This window comes from Escherichia sp. WS1368, assembly GCF_046487485.1.
Lineage (GTDB): Bacteria > Pseudomonadota > Gammaproteobacteria > Enterobacterales > Enterobacteriaceae > Escherichia > Escherichia coli.
In genome coordinates, this window is the sequence record NZ_JBJQJI010000008.1 from 64,230 (window position 1) to 86,529 (window position 22,300).

Annotated in this window: 18 protein-coding genes; 12 read left to right on the top strand and 6 right to left on the bottom strand. The window is 51.0% G+C overall.

The features are described from left to right. Positions 1-159 precede the first annotated feature (159 nt). The 4 genes from rclR (at position 160) to ACJHYD_RS15485 (ending at position 4,387) form a co-directional block, all read left to right on the top strand. Entirely contained in the window at positions 160-1,014 is an 855-nt protein-coding gene (gene rclR / locus ACJHYD_RS15470; protein ID WP_000339603.1) for a reactive chlorine-specific transcriptional regulator RclR, read from the top strand. Positions 1,015-1,541: 527 nt separating this feature from the next. After that, complete coding sequence (locus ACJHYD_RS15475; RefSeq protein WP_001102122.1) at positions 1,542-2,261, top strand: (Fe-S)-binding protein; 720 nt, start codon at positions 1,542-1,544, stop codon at positions 2,259-2,261. A gap of 10 nt (positions 2,262-2,271) precedes the next feature. Further along, positions 2,272-3,699 (top strand): LutB/LldF family L-lactate oxidation iron-sulfur protein, encoded by a 1,428-nt coding sequence (locus ACJHYD_RS15480; protein WP_001550674.1) that lies wholly within the window; start codon positions 2,272-2,274, stop codon positions 3,697-3,699. Then, a complete protein-coding gene (locus ACJHYD_RS15485; RefSeq protein ID WP_001550675.1) occupies positions 3,692-4,387 on the top strand; it encodes a lactate utilization protein C in 696 nt (231 codons plus the stop codon). Before ACJHYD_RS15480 ends, ACJHYD_RS15485 begins: the two co-directional genes overlap by 8 nt. Before the next feature lie 242 nt (positions 4,388-4,629). Here the strand turns inward: ACJHYD_RS15485 and ykgH are convergent, their stop codons facing one another. From ykgH to betI, 4 genes are all read right to left on the bottom strand, one after another. Beyond that, positions 4,630-5,298 (bottom strand): protein YkgH, encoded by a 669-nt coding sequence (gene ykgH, locus ACJHYD_RS15490; RefSeq protein ID WP_001550676.1) that lies wholly within the window; start codon positions 5,296-5,298, stop codon positions 4,630-4,632. A gap of 210 nt (positions 5,299-5,508) precedes the next feature. Beyond that, complete coding sequence (betA, locus tag ACJHYD_RS15495; RefSeq protein WP_001550677.1) at positions 5,509-7,179, bottom strand: choline dehydrogenase; 1,671 nt, start codon at positions 7,177-7,179, stop codon at positions 5,509-5,511. A 13-nt stretch (positions 7,180-7,192) separates the two neighbouring features. Continuing rightward, positions 7,193-8,665: a betaine-aldehyde dehydrogenase gene (gene betB / locus ACJHYD_RS15500; RefSeq protein WP_001550678.1), complete on the bottom strand. Its 1,473-nt coding sequence runs from the start codon at positions 8,663-8,665 to the stop codon at positions 7,193-7,195. A 13-nt stretch (positions 8,666-8,678) separates the two neighbouring features. Then, complete coding sequence (gene betI / locus ACJHYD_RS15505) at positions 8,679-9,266, bottom strand: transcriptional regulator BetI (protein WP_001376735.1); 588 nt, start codon at positions 9,264-9,266, stop codon at positions 8,679-8,681. A gap of 128 nt (positions 9,267-9,394) precedes the next feature. Between betI and betT the strand changes: the two genes are divergently transcribed. Beyond that, positions 9,395-11,428, top strand: coding sequence for a choline BCCT transporter BetT (betT, locus tag ACJHYD_RS15510; RefSeq protein WP_000131040.1), 2,034 nt, complete (start codon positions 9,395-9,397; stop codon positions 11,426-11,428). Positions 11,429-12,304: 876 nt separating this feature from the next. Next, positions 12,305-13,393 (top strand): DNA-binding transcriptional activator/c-di-GMP phosphodiesterase PdeL, encoded by a 1,089-nt coding sequence (gene pdeL, locus ACJHYD_RS15515; RefSeq protein WP_001305451.1) that lies wholly within the window; start codon positions 12,305-12,307, stop codon positions 13,391-13,393. A gap of 41 nt (positions 13,394-13,434) precedes the next feature. On the opposite strand, the gene ACJHYD_RS15520 is transcribed toward pdeL, so the two are convergent. Beyond that, complete coding sequence (locus ACJHYD_RS15520; protein ID WP_001084390.1) at positions 13,435-14,367, bottom strand: LysR substrate-binding domain-containing protein; 933 nt, start codon at positions 14,365-14,367, stop codon at positions 13,435-13,437. A 91-nt stretch (positions 14,368-14,458) separates the two neighbouring features. Next, the gene (locus tag ACJHYD_RS15525) at positions 14,459-14,956 is read right to left on the bottom strand and encodes a DUF1097 domain-containing protein (RefSeq protein WP_001013882.1); all 498 of its coding nucleotides are present in this window, start codon (positions 14,954-14,956) and stop codon (positions 14,459-14,461) included. Between the two features lie 257 nt (positions 14,957-15,213). Here ACJHYD_RS15525 and ACJHYD_RS15530 point away from each other — a divergent pair, with 257 nt between their 5' ends. From ACJHYD_RS15530 to ACJHYD_RS15555, 6 genes are all read left to right on the top strand, one after another. Then, positions 15,214-15,819 carry an ankyrin repeat domain-containing protein gene (locus ACJHYD_RS15530; protein WP_000153102.1) on the top strand — a complete coding sequence of 202 codons (606 nt, stop codon included), beginning with the start codon at positions 15,214-15,216 and terminating at the stop codon, positions 15,817-15,819. Positions 15,820-15,858: 39 nt separating this feature from the next. Next, positions 15,859-16,722, top strand: a complete 864-nt coding sequence (locus ACJHYD_RS15535) for a DUF2877 domain-containing protein (protein ID WP_001550679.1) — start codon at positions 15,859-15,861, stop codon at positions 16,720-16,722. After that, on the top strand, positions 16,712-18,259 hold the full coding sequence (gene fdrA, locus ACJHYD_RS15540) for an acyl-CoA synthetase FdrA (RefSeq protein WP_001550680.1): 1,548 nt from the start codon (positions 16,712-16,714) through the stop codon (positions 18,257-18,259). The genes ACJHYD_RS15535 and fdrA overlap by 11 nt, the downstream gene beginning before the upstream one ends. Continuing rightward, positions 18,259-19,677, top strand: coding sequence for a DUF1116 domain-containing protein (locus tag ACJHYD_RS15545; RefSeq protein WP_000083445.1), 1,419 nt, complete (start codon positions 18,259-18,261; stop codon positions 19,675-19,677). Before fdrA ends, ACJHYD_RS15545 begins: the two co-directional genes overlap by 1 nt. Before the next feature lie 95 nt (positions 19,678-19,772). After that, positions 19,773-20,723 (top strand): carbamate kinase family protein, encoded by a 951-nt coding sequence (locus ACJHYD_RS15550; RefSeq protein ID WP_001550681.1) that lies wholly within the window; start codon positions 19,773-19,775, stop codon positions 20,721-20,723. Between the two features lie 9 nt (positions 20,724-20,732). Next, positions 20,733-22,115: an amidohydrolase family protein gene (locus ACJHYD_RS15555; RefSeq protein WP_001550682.1), complete on the top strand. Its 1,383-nt coding sequence runs from the start codon at positions 20,733-20,735 to the stop codon at positions 22,113-22,115. Positions 22,116-22,300 lie beyond the last annotated feature (185 nt).

Genomic DNA, 22,300 nt, shown 5'->3' on the forward strand with positions numbered 1-22,300 from the left:
TCTTCACAACGCTTGATATTTTGTCTTATCGTCTGGTATTTTCTTTTTCTTAATCAGAATCACAAAACAAAAATCATGATTAACTATTTGATGGTATTAGATTAATTATTGACTAAGATAGTTGGTGTTTGTAATTAAAAAACTACTCAGGAGTCTGATATGGATGCTCTTAGCCGTTTGTTGATGCTTAACGCTCCACAAGGAACGATCGATAAGAATTGCGTGTTAGGAAGTGACTGGCAGCTTCCACATGGTGCCGGGGAATTGTCGGTTATTCGTTGGCATGCGTTAACGCAAGGAGCGGCGAAGCTGGAAATGCCGACGGGAGAGATTTTTACATTACGCCCGGGAAATGTGGTCCTGCTACCACAAAATTCAGCTCATCGCCTGAGTCATGTCGATAATGAATCGACCTGTATTGTCTGTGGCACTCTTCGGCTGCAACATTCGGCGCGTTATTTTTTAACGTCTTTGCCGGAAACGCTGTTTGTAGCACCAGTGAACCATAGCGTGGAATATAACTGGCTGAGGGAGGCGATCCCGTTTTTACAACAGGAATCCAGATCGGCAATGCCGGGAGTGGATGCTCTGTGTAGCCAGATCTGCGCTACATTCTTTACCCTCGCGGTGCGTGAGTGGATTGCACAGGTTAATACAGAGAAAAACATTCTCAGTTTGCTTCTGCATCCACGTCTTGGTGCGGTAATACAGCAAATGCTGGAAATGCCAGGACACGCCTGGACCGTCGAATCGCTGGCCAGCATCGCCCACATGTCCCGGGCAAGTTTTGCCCAGCTTTTCCGTGATGTTTCCGGAACCACGCCGCTAGCTGTATTAACAAAGTTGCGTCTACAAATAGCGGCCCAGATGTTTTCCCGGGAAATGCTCCCTGTTGTGGTGATCGCTGAGTCAGTAGGCTATGCCAGTGAATCATCTTTTCACAAGGCGTTTGTCCGCGAGTTTGGTTGTACTCCGGGAGAATATCGGGAAAGGGTCAGACAGCTTGCACCCTGAATAAAACCGCCAGAAATCAGGTCAAAGATAATCCGCATTCCGGGAGTTGTGAGCCTTTCAACTATTTCTATTTCCAACGGTGGTTTGGGCTTTATATATTTTTTTCTGATGGACTCTAGCTCAGTTTTTAAATAAAAATGCAAACTAAATTGCTTCAATTAAATAAAATGCCGATTATTACTTGATACGTAATTATTGTTGGTGATTTTGTTTGTACACCATCAGTGTATATCTCAATAACCCCTGAATAAGTAGCACTGAATAGGTATAAGGGATGTAGCCTTTTTAAATGGATTTCTTATGCCAAAAATGATCGTCGATTTCCCTATAAAATGTGAGCGATGCCGAAAGAAATAAAATTAGTTATTGCATTTGAAGTTTGGATGAAAGATTATCATTTGTCATACAAATGAGGGGTGGTATGTTGCTAGCCAATTAAAAAAGAACGCCATATTTATTGATGATTGATCCCCCGGAAGGGGGGAACCATCGGGCATAAATGGGCATGAAGTAATGGAGTATTAGTTGTGAATGTCAATTTCTTTGTCACCTGTATTGGTGACGCCCTGAAATCAAGAATGGCACGAGACTCCGTGCTGCTACTGGAAAAACTCGGCTGTCGCGTAAATTTCCCGGAGAAACAGGGATGCTGCGGTCAGCCTGCGATCAATAGTGGTTATATCAAAGAAGCGATTCCAGGGATGAAAAATCTGATCGCCGCACTGGAGGATAACGACGATCCCATTATTTCACCGGCTGGCTCCTGTACCTATGCCGTAAAAAGTTACCCAACTTATCTGGCGGATGAACCTGAATGGGCATCACGTGCCGAAAAGGTTGCCGCGCGTATGCAGGATCTCACCTCTTTTATTGTTAATACATTAGGGGTAGTCGATGTAGGTGCCAGTTTGCAAGGGAGAGCGGTGTATCACCCATCTTGTAGCCTGGCCCGTAAGCTGGGGGTGAAGGACGAGCCACTTATGCTGCTGAAAAATGTGCGTGGACTGGAGCTGTTGACCTTTGCTGAACAGGATACCTGCTGCGGATTTGGCGGCACGTTCTCGGTCAAAATGGCCGAAATATCCGGCGAGATGGTGAAAGAAAAGGTTGCGCACCTGATGGAAGTCCGCCCAGAGTATTTAATTGGTGCTGACGTGAGTTGCCTGCTGAACATCAGTGGACGATTACAACGGGAAGGGCAGAAAGTCAAAGTGATGCATATTGCTGAAGTGTTGATGAGCCGCTGAGGATATAAAGATGTCGATCAAAACCAGTAATACAGATTTTAAGACACGCATCCGTCAGCAAATTGAAGATCCTATCATGCGCAAAGCGGTGGCAAACGCGCAGCAGCGTATCGGGGCAAATCGGCAAAAAATGGTCGATGAATTGGGGCACTGGGAGGAGTGGCGCGATCGGGCCGCCCAGATACGTGATCATGTTCTGAGTAATCTCGACGCTTATCTGTACCAGCTCTCAGAAAAAGTGACGCAAAACGGCGGTCACGTCTATTTTGCAAAAACCAAAGAAGACGCTACCCGCTACATTTTACAGGTTGCCCAACGCAAAAATGTCCGGAAGGTGGTGAAATCTAAATCGATGGTGACCGAAGAGATTGGTGTCAATCATGTGTTGCAGGATGCTGGGATTCAGGTGATTGAAACCGATCTGGGTGAATACATTCTCCAGCTGGATCAAGATCCGCCCTCTCATGTTGTGGTCCCGGCAATTCATAAAGATCGCCATCAGATCCGTCGAGTGCTACATGAACGTCTGGGCTATGAGGGGCCGGAAACGCCTGAAGCAATGACCTTATTCATTCGGCAAAAAATCCGCGAAGATTTCCTCAGTGCTGAAATAGGTATTACCGGCTGTAATTTCGCGGTGGCAGAGACCGGTTCGGTATGCCTGGTGACCAATGAAGGTAATGCGCGAATGTGTACCACGCTGCCTAAAACGCATATTGCAGTGATGGGAATGGAGCGTATTGCTCCCACGTTTGCCGAGGTAGATGTATTGATCACCATGCTGGCGCGCAGTGCCGTTGGTGCACGTTTGACGGGATACAACACCTGGCTGACAGGACCGCGCGAAGCTGGGCACGTTGATGGTCCTGAAGAGTTTCATCTGGTTATTGTCGATAACGGGCGTTCTGAGGTGCTGGCCTCTGAATTTCGGGATGTGCTGCGCTGTATTCGCTGCGGGGCTTGTATGAATACTTGTCCGGCATATCGCCATATTGGCGGTCATGGATATGGCTCTATTTATCCAGGGCCAATTGGTGCGGTGATTTCTCCGCTACTTGGCGGCTATAAAGATTTTAAAGATTTACCCTACGCCTGCTCTTTATGCACTGCTTGTGACAACGTGTGTCCGGTGCGTATTCCGCTGTCAAAACTGATTTTGCGTCATCGTCGGGTGATGGCTGAAAAAGGGATCACCGCAAAAGCAGAGCAACGGGCGATAAAAATGTTCGCTTATGCCAATAGTCATCCAGGATTGTGGAAAGTCGGGATGATGGCCGGCGCTCATGCGGCAAGTTGGTTTATCAATGGCGGCAAAACACCACTCAAATTTGGCGCGATTAGCGACTGGATGGAAGCACGCGATCTTCCTGAAGCTGACGGAGAGAGTTTCCGTAGTTGGTTTAAGAAACATCAGGCGCAGGAGAAAAAGAATGGATAATCGGAGCGAATTTTTGAATAACGTTGCTCAGGCACTGGGTCGCCCGCTGCGACTTGAACCGCAAGCAGAAGATGCGCCGCTTAACAACTATGCTAACGAGCGGCTTACCGCACTTAACCAACAGCAGCGCTGTGACGCGTTTATTCAGTTTGCCAGCGATGTTATGTTGACGCGCTGTGAGTTGACCAGCGAGGCGAAGGCGGCAGAAGCTGCAATACGTCTGTGTAAAGAGCTGGGAGATCAGTCGGTCGTGATTAGCGGTGACACGAGGCTGGAGGAATTGGGGATTAGCGAACGTTTGCAGCAGGAATGCAATGTCGTTGTTTGGGATCCGGCGAAAGGTGCCGAGAATATCTCACAGGCAGAGCAGGCTAAAGTGGGTGTCGTGTATGCTGAATATGGTTTAACCGAATCGGGAGGCGTGGTTCTTTTTTCCGCCGCCGAGCGCGGGCGTTCATTGAGCCTGCTCCCGGAATCTTCTCTTTTTATCCTGCGTAAAAGCACAATCCTGCCGCGTGTAGCGCAACTCGCAGAAAAATTGCATCAGAAAGCGCAGGCCGGTGAACGAATGCCGTCCTGCATTAACATCATTAGCGGCCCTAGTTCAACGGCGGATATTGAGCTTATCAAAGTCGTCGGGGTTCATGGCCCGGTGAAAGCGGTGTATCTGATTATTGAGGATTGCTGAGAGAGATATGAAGTCTGGACATAAACCTGAAGGCAGCATACGAGGTTGTGAATAGCGTTAAGGACAACCTGACTTAACCCCGTTCCGTCATGGTTATGCTGCTCTTCTGTAAATATCCTGGCATTAGTAATGCCAGGATATTTACAGTGAAAAAGACAGGCATCCATTCCTGAAAACGGGTTCCCTTCCCGGTCATTGTCACTTCAGCTTTATACAGGCACTCTCTGTCAGAATGCTGTTTATTACTGCCCAGAGTTTTGTTGGTATTCATCTACCATTTTTTTGACAAGGCAAAACATTACAGAAATTACAATGCTTAGAAAAAATCCCAGAGCCAGGCAAATGGCAGCAGGGTATTTATTTTTTATTTCTGGTGAGCTTATAGTTACACAGCCATCACCGTTCGGATACAATGACCAGTTCCTGGTCAGGTATATCATTTTTGTATAAAGCTCACTGTTAATTGCTGAAGGCGTTTGTATCTCATCGAGAACTTGCCTGCCATTATGATATTCTGACGCATACCATTTGATAATAGACGCCTGCACGCGAGATATTTCCGCTTCAGCAGTTGGTAAATCTCTCTTATCTCCTGACCATTCCAGCTTTATTTCTCTGTTCTTGACATCTGGGCTGGTGTGAAAAAATGTAGTAATTCGCTGAATAACATCTTCAGTCATTGTGGTCTGACAGGCAAAGTTATTATTGCTATCACAGCTAACAAGTATGCCTGGTGTTGTCTGGTTTATTTTTAGGCTGTAACTCACTTTTATATTATCTTTATTGATATACAGAAATAAAAGCACCATTGCCATACAGATAGCTATAATAAAAAGGATAACACGCATCTTTTTCTTCAGATAAAATAAAATCTCAATCAGATCGATATCCTGTTTGATTTGTTCACTCATAATATATCCAGAAAATGAAATCTGTCGCAGATAAATGAATTAATAGTCTGTATCAGGAGTGTTCGGGTTAAATATCAGCAAAAAACCAGCATCATGAATACTGGATATGAAGCATGAGAGTTACCTCAGTGTTTTATATAAGGATTCGGTCCTCATAGTAGAACGGTAACTCTCAATCTAATCGGTTCCTGAGTCAGTTCACATAACGACTCATTTTTTCACTCTCACCGGCATCCCATTTGCCACAAAATATCTTGCCGTGCTCCTCGGCAACGCTTCTTGCCCGCGAATCATATCCGCTATTTTCTCGCCAATCATAATCGTCGTGGCGTTCAAATTGCCGGTGATAATTTGCGGCATAATTGACGCATCCACCACGCGCAGACCTTCCAGCCCGTGTACGCGGCCTTCGCCGTCAACCACTGCCATCTCGTCATAACCCATTTTGCAGGTACCGCACGGGTGGAAGGCGGTTTCGGCGTGGTTACGCACGAACTCATCGAGCTGCTCATCCGTCTGGCATTCGACACCGGGGCTGATTTCGCGGCCACGATACTGATCCAGCGCCGGTTGATGCATGATCTCGCGGGTGATGCGAATTGCGTCGCGGAACTCCTGCCAGTCCTGCTCGTGCGACATGTAGTTAAACAGAATCGCTGGATGCTGGTGCGGGTCGCGGGATTTAATCCGCACATGCCCACGGCTTGGCGAGCGCATCGATCCGACGTGGCACTGGAAGCCGTGCTCTTTCACTGCGTTCGAGCCGTTATAGTTAATCGCCACTGGCAGGAAATGGTACTGAATATTCGGCCACGCAAATTCCTCACGGCTGCGAATAAATCCGCCTGCTTCAAAGTGGTTGCTGGCACCAACGCCGGTGCCGCCAAACAGCCACTCCGCACCGATTTTCGGCTGATTCCACCACTGCAGGGCAGGGTAGAGGGAAACCGGTTCTTTGCACTCATATTGCAGGTACATCTCCAGGTGATCCTGAAGATTTTCGCCGACGCCGGGTAAATCATGCACCAGCGGAATATCAAACTCCGCCAGCAGTTCAGCGCTACCCACGCCGGAACGTTGCAGGATCTGCGGAGAGGCGATCGCACCTGCACATAACAGCACCTCTTTATTCGCTGTCGCGCGGGTTGGAATGGTGCTGTCGCCTTCCAGCCACTCGACGCCCACCGCGCGTTTGCCGTCAAAAATGATGTGATCGGTCATGGCGTGAGTACGAATGGTCAGGTTAGGGCGCGATTTGGCCTGATCGAGATAGCCACGCGCGGTGCTGGCGCGACGGCCATGCGGCGTGACGGTGCGATCCATCGGGCCAAAACCTTCCTGCTGATAGCCGTTGAGATCGTCCGTGCGCGGGTAGCCTGCCTGCACGCCCGCTTCAATCATCGCTTCAAACAGCGGATTGACGCCGGGTTTGGAGGTAGTGACGCTCACCGGGCCATCGCCACCGTGGTAGTCGTTCTCGCCTACATCGCGAGTCTCGGCCTTGCGGTAGTAGGGCAGGCAGTCGAGATAACTCCAGTTCTCCAGACCGGGTTCTTGCGCCCAGTTATCGAGATCCAGCGCGTTACCACGGATGTAACACATGCCGTTGATCAGTGATGACCCGCCAAGCCCCTTACCGCGTCCGCACTCCATGCGACGGTTATTCATAAACGGTTCAGGTTCCGTTTCATAGGCCCAGTTGTAGCGTTTACCCTGTAACGGGAATGCCAGCGCGGCGGGCATCTGGGTGCGGAAGTCAAAGCGATAGTCCGGGCCGCCTGCTTCAAGCAGCAGCACGGTTATGTTCGGATCTTCAGTCAGACGGGTAGCGAGGACGTTGCCGGCTGAGCCGGCACCAATAATGATGTAGTCAAATTGCAAATAAACCTCCTGGTTAGAATATGGACTGGAATTTAGCCATCTCAACCTGGATGGACTTCACCTGGGTGTAACTCTGGAGCGTCATCACGCCGTTCTCGCGACCAATGCCGGAGTGTTTGTAGCCGCCAACGGGCATCTCAGCAGGGGATTCGCCCCAGGTGTTGATCCAGCAAATACCCGCTTCCAGCTGATGAATGACGCGATGCGCGCGGTTCAGGTCCGCCGTCACGATGCCCGCCGCCAGGCCGTAGTCGGTATCATTGGCGCGGCGAATCACTTCGTCCTCAGATTCATAAGTGAGAAGCGACATCACCGGACCGAAGATCTCTTCGCGCACGATGGTCATTTCGTCGCGGCAATCGGTGAACACGGTCGGTGCAACCCATGCGCCGTTATCGAAGCCATCGCCTTTCAGTACATCGCCGCCGCACAGTACGCGCGCGCCTTCCTCTTTGCCTTTGGCGATGTAACGCAGCACGTTATCGCGATGCGGGAAGCTGACCAGCGGGCCAAAGTTATTTTGCGGATCGAAAACGTCGCCCGCGCGAATGCGCTCAACGCGCGCCAGAATCTTTTGTTCAAATGCGGCTTTGCATTTCGCCGGAACGAAGACGCGGGTGCCGTTGGTACACACCTGACCGGAGCTGAAGAAGTTCGCCATCATGGCGATATCAGCGGCGAGATCGAGATCTGCATCGTCGAAAACGATCAGCGGCGATTTACCGCCCAGCTCCATGGTCACTTCTTTCAGGGAGGAAGCTGCCGAGTTAGCCATCACTTTTTTGCCGCTGGCGACACCGCCGGTAAATGACACTTTAGCAATGCCCGGATGATCGGTCAGATATTGCCCGGTCTCCGCGCCCACGCCCGGCAACACGTTAAATACACCGTCCGGCAGGCCCGCTTCGCTGTAAATTTCAGCCAGCTTTAACGCGGTAAGCGGGGTGACTTCGCTCGGTTTGAAGATCATTGCATTGCCTGCCGCCAGCGCCGGGGCGGATTTCCACAGGGCAATCTGGATCGGGTAGTTCCATGCGCCAATCCCTGCCACTACGCCCAGCGGTTCGCGGCGGGTATAGACAAATGACGTCTCACGCAATGGGATCTGGCTGCCTTCCAGCGACGGGATCAGCCCGGCGTAGTACTCGAGCACGTCCGCGCCGGTAACGATATCGACGGTTGAGGTTTCCGAATACGCTTTTCCGGTGTCGAGGGTTTCCAGTTTTGCGAGTTCGTTATTGCGTTCACGCAGAATATCAACGGCCCGACGCAGAATACGCGAGCGTTCCATAGCGGTCATCGCCGCCCAGATTTTTTGCCCCTGTTGGGCACTCTTCACGGCGCGATCGACATCCTCACGCCCGGCGGCCTGCACGGTCGCCAGCACGTTACCGTTGGCCGGGTTAATGGTCTCGAAGGTGCGACCGCTGGTGGCGGAGGTATAACCACCATGTATATAAAGCTGCTGTTCTGCCATTCGGGACATCACGTCTCCTCGGTTAATCGGTGGGTAAATGCTGAGTAATAAAGTGACGGGTCAGCGAGTGTGCGAGAGGTTTATCCAGCGGTTTGCCGCTCAGTGCCGCGCGCAGCCATAATCCGTCAATCAGCGCGGCAAGGCCGTAGCCCGCTTCCTGTGCCTGTTGGCGCGGTAACTCGCGGTGAAATTCGCTCACCAGATTCGACAACAAGCGGCGGCTGCTCACCTGCTGCAAACGGTAAAGCATTGGCTGATGCATACTGCTGGCCCAAAACGCCAACCAGGCTTTCATCGCAGCATTACTGACCTGCGTTTCATCGAAATTCCCGTCAACAATCGCCTGTAATCGCTGCTCTGCACTGCCCTGCGGAAGTGCATGTAATCGATTCAAAACCGCGTCACGCAGCTGACTGGTGATATCGCGCATGGTTGCTTCCAGCAGACCATTTTTGTCCCTGAAATAGTGGCTGATGATCCCCGTAGAAACGCCTGCACGGCGGGCGATCTGCGCGATCGTTGCATCGTGCATGCCCACTTCATTTATTGCTTCCAGCGTGGCGTCGATCAGTTGTCTGCGCCGGATCGACTGCATCCCCAATTTGGGCATTTTCGCCACTCCATTCATCAGCGTTGTTTATCTATTAAAGCGGTTATTGATTGGACGTTCAATATAAAATGTGTCTTAATTGTTACGAATTTGATTTTAAATGGTAACAATAACAGTGGGGATACTGGATGACAGACCTTTCACACAGCAGGGAAAAGGACAAAATCAATCCGGTGGTGTTTTACACCTCCGCCGGACTGATTTTGTTGTTTTCCCTGACAACGATCCTGTTTCGCGACTTCTCGGCCCTGTGGATTGGCCGCACGCTGGACTGGGTTTCTAAAACCTTCGGTTGGTACTATCTGCTGGCGGCAACGCTCTATATTGTCTTTGTGGTCTGTATCGCTTGTTCGCGTTTTGGTTCGGTGAAGCTCGGGCCAGAACAATCCAAACCGGAATTCAGTCTGCTGAGTTGGGCGGCGATGCTGTTTGCTGCCGGGATCGGTATCGACCTGATGTTCTTCTCCGTAGCCGAACCGGTAACGCAGTATATGCAGCCGCCGGAAGGCGCGGGTCAGACGATTGAGGCTGCGCGTCAGGCGATGGTCTGGACGCTGTTTCACTACGGCTTAACCGGCTGGTCGATGTATGCGCTGATGGGCATGGCGCTCGGATACTTTAGCTATCGTTATAATTTGCCGCTCACCATCCGCTCGGCGCTGTACCCGATCTTCGGTAAACGGATTAACGGGCCGATTGGTCATTCAGTGGATATTGCAGCGGTAATCGGCACCATCTTCGGTATTGCCACTACGCTCGGTATCGGTGTGGTGCAGCTTAACTATGGCTTGAGCGTACTGTTTGATATTCCTGATTCGATGGCGGCGAAAGCGGCACTGATCGCCTTGTCGGTGATCATCGCAACAATCTCTGTCACCTCCGGTGTCGATAAGGGCATTCGCGTGTTATCGGAACTCAACGTTGCGCTGGCGCTGGGGTTGATCCTGTTCGTGCTGTTTATGGGCGACACCTCGTTCCTGCTTAATGCGCTGGTGCTGAACGTTGGCGACTATGTGAATCGCTTTATGGGCATGACGCTCAACAGTTTTGCCTTCGACCGTCCGGTTGAGTGGATGAATAACTGGACGCTCTTCTTCTGGGCATGGTGGGTGGCATGGTCGCCGTTTGTCGGCTTGTTCCTGGCGCGTATCTCGCGTGGGCGTACCATTCGCCAGTTCGTGCTGGGCACGTTGATTATTCCGTTTACCTTCACGCTGTTATGGCTCTCGGTGTTCGGCAATAGCGCGCTGTATGAAATCATCCACGGCGGCGCGGCATTTGCCGAGGAAGCGATGGTCCATCCGGAGCGCGGCTTCTACAGCCTGCTGGCGCAGTATCCGGCGTTTACCTTTAGCGCCTCCGTCGCCACCATTACTGGCCTGCTGTTTTATGTGACCTCGGCGGACTCCGGGGCGCTGGTGCTGGGGAATTTCACCTCGCAGCTTAAAGATATCAACAGCGACGCCCCCGGCTGGCTGCGCGTCTTCTGGTCGGTGGCGATTGGCCTGCTGACGCTCGGCATGCTGATGACCAACGGGATATCCGCGCTGCAAAACACCACGGTGATTATGGGTCTGCCGTTCAGCTTTGTGATTTTCTTCGTGATGGCGGGGTTGTATAAATCTCTGAAGGTAGAAGATTACCGCCGTGAAAGTGCCAACCGTGATACCGCGCCGCGACCGCTGGGGCTTCAGGATCGCCTGAGCTGGAAAAAACGTCTCTCGCGCCTGATGAATTATCCAGGCACGCGTTACACTAAACAGATGATGGAGACGGTCTGTTACCCGGCAATGGAAGAAGTGGCGCAGGAGCTGCGGTTGCGCGGCGCGTACGTGGAGCTAAAAAACCTGCCGCCGGAAGAGGGACAACAGTTGGGGCATCTGGATTTGTTGGTGCATATGGGCGAAGAGCAAAACTTTGTCTATCAGATTTGGCCGCAGCAATACTCGGTGCCGGGCTTTACCTACCGCGCACGTAGCGGGAAATCGACCTACTACCGGCTGGAAACCTTCCTGTTAGAAGGCAGCCAGGGCAACGACCTGATGGACTACAGCAAAGAGCAGGTGATCACCGATATTCTCGATCAGTACGAGCGGCACCTTAACTTTATCCATCTCCATCGTGAAGCGCCGGGCCATAGCGTGATGTTCCCGGACGCGTGATTGTTATTGCATAAAACCGCGCCATATCTGCATATGGCGCGGTTTCTCTTACCTCTTGATACGTTATATCTGTGTACAGTTAAGCCCTTAGTATCGATTGATGATTGCCAGGCAACAGATAATAAAAAAGAAAAGAACTATTGAAGCCCAAAACCTACGCTTGGACTGTTGTGAATGTTCAATAAGCTTAGTCTTATTTAATGTAAATATTGGTGCTAATTTGAAATGACGCTTTATTCATGGGAAACGCGTAGCGCAAATCAACTAAAATCAATGTAACTGTTTGTTGTTTAAGGTTTAATTGTCTGTGTCTGATATTTTATTGATTGTTTTAAATATTGTTTTTATTGTCATTGTTATAATGTTGGCTATCTATTGCTGAATGGATTCAGCCTTAAAAAGCAGGTTGTTAAGGGATAGGCATAGAGTAATGACGTGTATGCATAACCAACATCTTTACTCATTATGTCATTGAATGTTGACGCTATGTGTTAATGAGGTTGAGGTATTTTCAGTTGATCTGGATTGTTAAATTCATATAATGCGCCTTTACTCATGAATGGGCGTCAATACGTAGTGGGAAATTATAAATATTGAAATAGTCCAACTACTTCTTTATTACCAAAAATGAGTATCTGAATTTTAATATTGCATTCTTGCGTGATTATCTCCTGAGTTTGACTTGTGATTACCTTTTTAAGGTATTTAGCGTAACTGTTTTTGAGCGAGCATCAGAGGTAAAGATAATCTTTTTGATAGTGATGTGGGATGTTATGCGTATGGCATCGCTGATGTTTATGGTTACCCCTTATGTGTGCTCAGGAATCCACAGGTAATCACTCATACTGAACAGCGATAAAAGATAAAGGTGTGTTCATGAATTCATGTGATTTTCGTGTTTTTCTGCAAGAGTTCGGTACAACGGTTCATTTGTCATTGCCTGGTAGCGTATCCGAGAAAGAACGACTGCTACTCAAGCTGCTGATGCAGGGAATGTCTGTAACAGAAATATCACAGTACAGAAATCGCAGTGCAAAGACCATTTCACATCAAAAGAAACAGCTCTTTGAGAAACTGGGGATTCAGAGCGATATTACTTTCTGGCGGGATATTTTCTTTCAGTACAATCCGGAGATCATATCCGCCACGGGTAATAATAGTCACAAATATATTAATGATAATCACTATCACCATATCGTCACGCCTGAAGCCATCAGTCTGGCGTTGGAAAACCACGAATTCAAACCGTGGATCCAACCGGTTTTCTGCGCGCAGACTGGGGTACTGACGGGCTGTGAGGTGCTTGTCCGCTGGGAACATCCACAAACGGGAATTATCCCACCGGATCAGTTTATTCCTCTGGCGGAGTCATCTGGTCTTATCGTCATAATGACTCGCCAGTTGATGAAACAGACTGCGGATATTCTGATGCCGGTAAAACATTTGCTGCCGGACAATTTCCATATTGGCATCAACGTCTCGGCGGGTTGTTTTTTGGCTGCGGGATTTGAAAAAGAATGCCTGAACCTGGTTAAGAAATTAGGTAACGATAAAATCAAACTGGTTCTCGAGCTAACGGAACGTAACCCTATTCCGGTAACGCCAGAAGCCAGAGCGATATTTGACAGCCTTCATCAGCACAACATTACCTTTGCGCTGGATGACTTTGGTACGGGTTATGCGACCTATCGTTACTTGCAGGCGTTCCCGGTCGATTTTATTAAGATCGATAAGTCATTTGTGCAAATGGCGAGCGTGGACGAAATATCCGGTCATATTGTGGACAATATTGTCGAACTGGCGCGTAAGCCTGGTCTGAGTATCGTGGCGGAAGGGGTAGAAACCCAGGAGCAGGCGGATTTAATGATCGGCAAAGGCGTTCACTTTTTGCAGGGCTATTTGTACTCTCCGCCAGTACCGGGTAATAAATTTATCTCTGAATGGGTAATGAAAGCAGGTGGTTGATGTAAACCGCTATTCACAGCGCATCGGGAGGTTGGCAGCGATTAATTCTCCCGATGCAGTAAATCCTGATAGATCCCCGTTAATATGCCATTTGGCGAAAATTGTTTTTTAATCCACTGCGTCACCTGACCCGTAGCAGAATGCTGAGTTGCGAGTAACATGCGTGAATCCTGGCGCGGATTATGGATTTGTCGGGTAACCAGCAGGGATTGCGCCATCGCCTCACGGACCATGTAATCCGGCAAAAAACCAATCCCTTCACCTAAAATCTGGCACTGACATTTGGTGTTGAAATCTGGCACCAGAATCGACTCCTGCCCATGCAGCAACCAGCCCACTTTTTTATTAATCGTATGCGCGGTGTCCTCCACCATGATATTAGGATAGAGACGCAGTTGGCTTTCGGCGATCGGCTCCGGCACAAAGGCTAATGGGTGATCCGGGGCGATAGCAAAAGCCCAGCGAATTGCGCCAATCTCCGTGTAATCAATGCCGCCGCCGTCCAGCAGTGTGTCGGGCGCGCCGATAGCAATATTCGCCTGATTATTAATAATCGCATCCCAGACGCCGTTATACACTTCGGTCGTCACGGTAATCTGGCAGGTTGGAAACTGCTTTTTCAGTACCTGTAATAAGCGTGCGGTGTGTTTGGGCGTATAAAGCAGTTGGTTAATACAAATGCGCACCCGTGCTTCTATACCCTGCGAAATAGTATCGATGCTGCGTTTGATGGCGTGAAAATCATTCAGCAGGTCGGTAGCTTTGCGGAAAAAATAACGCCCGGACTCCGTTAACTCAATGCTTCGGGTACTGCGAGTGAACAGCACCACATCCAGCCCTGTTTCCATTCGCTTGATGGTGTAGCTAATGGCGGAAGTGGTTAAACCCAACTCTTCTGCGGCTTTACTGAAGCTGCCAAAACGCGCAGCGGTAGTAAATGCCAACAGATTCTCTTCGGTAAAAATTGAGTTCATTAAACCATTCCCGCCATTATCTACTATGAATTTCTCCAGCCATGACTGTAGAGGTATCGGTTAAAGATAGATAATCATTTTTGAATAACTTTTAATACCCGTCGCGTTTAGTCGTCGCTTCGCTTAATTTTTGTCCGCCATATTCTGAAATTATCCCCACGCAGTTACCCGCCAGAAAACCCAGTAATGTCACCGTCCAGTTCATCCCGCTGGCAAAAAATAGCGTCATGCCGAGAAAGCCTCCGGGAATAAAAGACAATAAACCGAAACGTCCTTGCCAGACCACTACCGCCGAGAAGGGTACAGTCATAATCACGCTCGCCCAGAACGTGGACAATCCACTCACCGAGGCCAGCCAGCCGGCAGCCAGCGCGGCGAAAAACGCCCACACCATCCCGGAATAATTAACCGCCAGACTTCTGATAAACCCCGATTTACCGCCGCCTGCGGCATAAAAACTGCAAAAGGCGACGAAGCCAATGGTTCCTAATAATTCCCATCCCTGAGAGAGCCCTACATGTGAAGACACTAACTGCCAAAGCCCTGCACAAATACCGACGGTGACACCCGTTGCCGTGAGTCCGTTCATCTTGTTCCCCTCTGGTTAGACATGGACGAAAGCTACTCTTACATGTGCAGACTATAGAGAAATAAAACCTGATTGAGTGAAAGGGTATCGGGTCAAAGAAACAAATATTGCACTACCGCACACTGCGAAAAGATTGTTGAACATCATTCAACAAAAAGGCGAAATACGGCGAATTAAATTTAAGCGGGTTCTTTTATCAGATTATCGTTGCTATTCTCAATTCATCGAAAACAGCCACAAAAATCAGGGGAATGTGAATGACTATAAAAAATCTACCTGCCGACTATTTATTGGCTGCGCAACAGGGTGATATCGATAAAGTAAAAACCTGCCTTGCGCTGGGTGTCGATATTAATACCTGCGATCGTCAGGGGAAAACGGCAATTACGCTGGCAAGTTTATATCAGCAATATGCTTGCGTTCAGGCATTAATTGATGCCGGAGCGGATATTAATAAGCAAGATCAAATATGTTCAAATCCTTTTTTAATTAGCTGCCTGACCGGCGATTTAACCCTGTTACGGATTATTTTACCGGCTAAACCTGATCTTAATTGCGTCACCCGTTTTGGCGGTGTCGGCCTGACGCCTGCCTGTGAAAAAGGCCATTTAAGTATTGTAAAAGAGCTTTTGGCGCATACGGAGATTAACGTTAACCAGACCAACCATGTTGGCTGGACGCCGCTACTGGAAGCAATTGTGCTTAATGATGGCGGGATTAAACAGCAGGCGATTGTCCAGTTATTGCTGGAACACGGTGCCAGCCCGCACATGACGGATAAATATGGCAAAACGCCGCTGGAACTGGCGCGGGAACGAGGCTTTGAAGAGATTGCGCAGTTACTGATTGCCGCAGGTGCATAAACCGGGAGGCTTGCTATCAACACACCAGAAAGACGGTGTGTGTGGGCGCTAACTGCGGATGCTGATTTTCTGGCGCAGCGGGGGCAAGGTCAGGTTGAACAGGTCTTTGCCAGAGCGGTAAATATCGCACTTCCGGCCCGCCAGCAGTTGCTGACGCTGCTTTGTGAAGAGTACGACAATGCGCCAAACAGTTGTCGGTTGGCACTCACTCACTTTGATGGTCTGTTCCGGCATGGTGATAAGGTTCAGTTTGACGATCAAGGCATTACGGTTGGTCAACATCTTCATATAGAGATGAGTCATTGCCTGCGTTGGCTGTCCCCAACCTTGCAAATGGCCGCTGTGAATTTTCACCTTATCGCCTGGCAACAGTGGCATGACATTATTCATCAGCACCTGGGGGAAAATGAAACCCTGTTTAATTATTGCGGCGATAATCCGTTTTATCAGGCGTTAAATAAAGAATTACATATTAAACGACGGGCAGTTATTCAGGCCGTAAACGATAAACAAAATACCGCCTCAGCAGTCGCCAGTATGATGGGCTTAGGGATTGGCCTTACGCCATCAGCCGACGATTATTTAACAGGTCTGGCGCTTATTTTATTTATTTCCGGACATCCGGCGGAAAAATACAAAGAGGAATTTTATCTCGGTCTGCAACGCGGCAGAAATAATACCACGTTATTAAGTGCCATAACGCTGGAAGCCGCATTACAACAACGCTGCCGGGAAAATATTCATCGTTTTATTCATAACATTATTTATGACATCCCTGGGAACGCAACTCAGGCAATAGAAAAAATTAAACATATTGGCTCCAGTTCCGGCTGCGACATGCTGTATGGCATGGCCGATGGTTGTGCGCTGAGCCAAACCTACGGAGGGAATTATGTCAGTTAAAATAGTCATTAAACCGAATACCTATTTTGATTCTGTCTCGCTGATGTCTATCTCCACGCGTGCAAATAAACTCGACGGCGTCGAGCAGGCATTTGTGGCGATGGCGACCGAAATGAACAAAGGCGTGCTGAAGAATTTAGGGCTGCTGACGCCGGAACTGGAGCAGGCGAAAAACGGCGACCTGATGATTGTCATCAACGGCAAAGCGGGCGCAGACAACGAGCAGTTGCTGGTGGAGATTGAAGAACTGTTCAACACCAAAGCTCAAACTGGTTCACATGAAGCACGCTATGCCACTATTGCCAGCGCCAAAAAGCATATCCCGGAAAGTAACCTGGCGGTGATTTCGGTCAACGGTCTGTTTGCCGCTCGCGAAGCGCGTCAGGCGCTGCAAAACGATCTTAACGTGATGCTGTTTTCCGATAACGTCTCAGTTGAAGATGAACTGGCGCTCAAACAGTTGGCCCACGAAAAAGGGCTGCTGATGATGGGGCCAGACTGCGGTACGGCGATTATCAACGCCGCGGCGCTCTGCTTTGGTAACGCCGTGCGTCGCGGCAACATCGGCATTGTTGGCGCATCTGGCACCGGCAGCCAGGAACTGAGCGTCCGTATCCATGAATTTTGCGGCGGCGTTTCGCAACTGATTGGCACCGGCGGGCGCGACCTGAGCGAGAAAATCGGCGGTCTGATGATGCTCGATGCCATCGGGATGCTGGAAAACGATCCGCAAACAGAAATTATTGTGCTTATCTCCAAACCGCCTGCGCCTGCGGTGGCCCGCAAAGTGCTGGAACGCGCACGTGCCTGCCGCAAGCCGGTGGTGGTCTGCTTCCTCGGTCGCGTTGAAACGCCGGTGGATGAGCAGGGGCTACAGTTTGCTCGCGGCAGCAAAGAAGCGGCGCTGAAAGCGGTAATGCTCTCCGGCGTGAAACAGGAACATCTCGAGCTGCATACGCTGAACCAGCCGTTGATTGCTGACGTGCGCGCTCGCCTGCAACCGCAACAGAAATACATTCGTGGCCTGTTCTGCGGCGGCACGCTGTGCGACGAAACGATGTTCGCGGTGATGGAAAAACACGGCGATGTCTACAGCAACATCCAGCCCGATCCTGAATTCCGCCTGCAAGATATTAACCGCAGCATCAAACACACCTTCCTCGACTTTGGCGATGACGACTTCACCAACGGCAAGCCGCATCCAATGATTGACCCCACCAACCGCATCAGCCGGTTGATCGAAGAAGCGCGCGATCCAGAAGTGGCGGTGATCGTGATGGATTTTGTGCTCGGATTTGGATCGCATGAAGATCCGGTCGGTTCCACCATTGAGGCGATCAAAGAGGCGAAAGCGATCGCCGCTGCCGAAGGACGTGAGTTGATCATTCTCGCCTATGTGCTGGGTACCGATCTTGATACGCCATCATTAGAACAACAAAGCCAGATGCTGCTTGATGCTGGGGTAATTCTGGCCAGCAGTAGCACCAATACCGGATTGCTGGCGCGTGAATTTATCTGCAAAGGGGAGGAAGCCTGATGAGCCAGTCACTGTTTAGCCAACCATTGAACGTTATTAACGTCGGCATCGCCATGTTTAGCGATGATCTGAAAAAGCAGCATGTAGAAGTGACCCAACTCGACTGGACGCCGCCGGGGCAGGGCAATATGCAGGTGGTGCAGGCGCTGGACAACATTGCCGATTCCCCGCTGGCAGACAAAATCGCCGCCGCTAACCAGCAGGCTTTGGAGCGCATTATCCAGTCGCATCCGGTGCTGATTGGTTTTGATCAGGCGATTAACGTGGTGCCGGGTATGACGCCGAAAACCATTCTTCACGCCGGACCGCCGATCACCTGGGAAAAAATGTGTGGCGCGATGAAAGGCGCGGTCACCGGAGCGCTGGTGTTCGAAGGGCTGGCGAAAGATCTCGATGAGGCGGCTGAACTGGCGGCCTCCGGGGAGATCACCTTCTCGCCGTGCCACGAACATGACTGCGTGGGATCGATGGCGGGTGTTACCTCGGCCTCGATGTTTATGCACATCGTGAAAAACAAAACCTACGGCAACATCGCTTACACCAATATGAGCGAGCAGATGGCAAAGATTTTGCGTATGGGCGCTAACGACCAGAGCGTGATCGACCGACTCAACTGGATGCGCGATGTGCAGGGACCCATGCTGCGCGACGCGATGAAAATTATCGGCGAAATCGATCTGCGCTTAATGCTGGCGCAGGCGCTGCATATGGGCGATGAGTGCCATAACCGCAATAACGCCGGGACGACGCTGCTGATTCAGGCGCTGACGCCGGGGATTATTCAGGCGGGCTACTCCGTCGAGCAACAGCGCGAAGTGTTTGAGTTTGTCGCCAGCAGCGACTACTTCTCCGGCCCGACGTGGATGGCGATGTGTAAAGCGGCGATGGATGCGGCGCACGGCATCGAATACAGCACCGTGGTGACCACGATGGCGCGTAACGGCGTCGAGTTCGGCCTGCGGGTCAGCGGATTACCGGGGCAGTGGTTTACCGGTCCGGCGCAGCAGGTGATCGGCCCGATGTTTGCCGGTTATAAGCCGGAAGATTCTGGATTGGATATTGGCGACAGCGCCATCACTGAAACCTACGGCATTGGCGGATTTGCCATGGCGACCGCGCCTGCTATCGTCGCGCTGGTGGGCGGTACGGTGGAAGAGGCTATCGATTTCTCCCGCCAGATGCGTGAAATCACTCTCGGTGAAAACCCCAACGTCACCATTCCGCTGCTCGGTTTTATGGGCGTGCCGTCGGCAATCGACATCACCCGCGTGGGCAGCAGCGGCATTTTGCCGGTGATCAATACCGCCATTGCCCATAAAGATGCGGGCGTTGGCATGATTGGCGCGGGCATTGTGCATCCACCATTCGCCTGCTTCGAGAAAGCCATTCTTGGCTGGTGCGAACGTTACGGCGTCTGACCCTCCAACTGCACCTTACGATCCCTTCTCCCTTCTGGGGAGAGGGGCAACCTCACTCTCATAACCCCATCACCCTCTGTAGCGGACATAACAACATGAAAGAACTTGTGGTCGTTGCCATTGGTGGCAACAGCATTATCAAAGATAACGCCAGCCAGTCGATTGAGCATCAGGCGGAGGCGGTGAAAGCCGTCGCCGATACGGTGCTGGAAATGCTGGCTTCCGATTACGACATTGTGCTGACCCACGGCAACGGGCCGCAGGTCGGGCTGGATTTACGCCGTGCGGAGATTGCCCACGAGCGCGAAGGGCTGCCCTTAACGCCGCTGGCAAACTGTGTGGCGGATACGCAGGGCGGCATTGGCTATCTGATCCAGCAGGCGCTGAACAACCGGCTGGCCCGCCACGGCGAGAAAAAAGCCGTCACCGTGGTGACTCAGGTGGAAGTGGATAAAAACGATCCGGGATTTGCCCATCCCACCAAGCCCATCGGCGCATTCTTTAGTGACAGCCAGCGTGACGAATTACAAAAGGCAAACCCTGACTGGCGTTTTGTTGAAGATGGCGGACGGGGCTATCGCCGCGTAGTCGCCTCGCCGGAACCGAAACGTATTGTCGAAGCACCGGCCATTAAGGCGCTGATCCAACAAGGCTTTGTGGTGATTGGCGCGGGCGGCGGCGGAATTCCTGTGGTGCGCACCGAAGCGGGAGATTACCAAAGCGTGGACGCGGTTATCGACAAAGATCTCTCTACCGCGCTACTGGCTCGCGAAATTCACGCCGACATTCTGGTGATCACCACGGGCGTGGAAAAAGTGTGTATTCATTTTGGCAAACCGCAGCAGCAGGCGCTCGATCGGGTGGATATTGCCACCATGACCCGCTATATGCAGGAAGGGCATTTTCCGCCTGGCAGCATGTTGCCAAAAATCATCGCCAGCCTGACGTTCCTGGAACAGGGCGGCAAAGAAGTGATTATCACCACGCCGGAATGCCTGCCTGCGGCGCTGCGCGGTGAAACGGGCACCCATATTATTAAAACGTAAGGACGTAAGATGAAAGAAAGCAATAGCCGCCGTGAGTTTCTGAGCCAGAGCGGTAAGATGGTCACCGCCGCCGCGCTGTTTGGTACCTCTGTGCCGCTCGCCCATGCGGCAGTCTCTGGCACAACCCACTGCGACGCGAATAACACCATGAAAATCACTGACCCGCACTACTATCTCGACAACGTGTTGCTGGAAACCGGTTTTGACTACGAAAATGGCGTGGCGGTGCAGACCCGCACGGCGCGCCAGACTGTGGAAATTCAGAACGGCAAAATTGTTGCACTGCGCGAGAACAATCAGCATCCGGACGCCACGCTGCCGCACTATGACGCTGGCGGTAAGCTGATGCTGCCCACCACCCGCGACATGCATATTCATCTCGACAAAACCTTCTACGGCGGGCCGTGGCGCTCGCTCAATCGTCCGGCAGGCACCACCATCCAGGACATGATCAAACTCGAGCAGAAAATGCTGCCGGAGTTGCAATCGTACACTCAGGAAAGGGCGGAAAAACTGATTGATTTATTGCAGTCGAAAGGCACTACCATTGCCCGCAGCCACTGCAATATCGAACCGGTTTCCGGCCTGAAAAATCTGCAAAATTTGCAGGCGGTTCTGGCGCGACGTCAGGCGGGCTTCGAGTGTGAAATTGTCGCCTTCCCGCAGCACGGTTTGCTGCTGTCGAAATCAGAACCCTTAATGCGCGAAGCGATGCAGGCGGGGGCGCATTACGTCGGCGGGCTGGACCCGACCAGTGTTGATGGCGCGATGGAAAAATCCCTCGACACCATGTTCCAGATTGCGCTGGACTACGACAAAGGCGTTGATATTCACCTGCACGAAACCACTCCGGCAGGCGTGGCAGCCATCAATTATATGGTTGAAACGGTGGAGAAAACGCCGCAACTGAAGGGCAAGCTGACCATCAGCCACGCCTTTGCGCTGGCAACGCTCAATGAGCAACAGGTAGATGAACTGGCGCACCGGATGGCGGCGCAGCAAATTTCTATCGCCTCGACGGTGCCGATTGGCACGCTGCATATGCCGCTCAAACAGTTGCACGACAAAGGCGTAAAAGTGATGACCGGCACCGACAGCGTTATCGACCACTGGTCGCCTTACGGCCTGGGCGACATGCTGGAAAAAGCCAATCTGTACGCGCAGCTCTATATTCGTCCTAACGAACAGAACCTCTCCCGCTCGCTGTTTTTAGCCACTGGCGATGTATTGCCGCTCAACGAAAAAGGCGAGCGCGTGTGGCCCAAAGCGCAGGATGATGCCAGCTTTGTGCTGGTGGACGCCTCCTGTTCCGCCGAGGCGGTGGCGCGTATCTCGCCGAGAACCGCAACGTTCCATAAAGGGCAACTGGTGTGGGGGAGTGTGGCAGGTTGATGCGCATTTGAAACGCCTGCAACGGTGAATAGTAAGAGATTTAAGCCCCAGGGAGTGGGGCGGGAATGGTTTGTTAATGAATGATCCTGAACTTTATAATCTCCCGGCATAATTTCCAGGGGATTATTTGAGAGAAATACACAAAAGTGAGTTTTAACAAAGGTATTTATCAAGCCATAAATGTG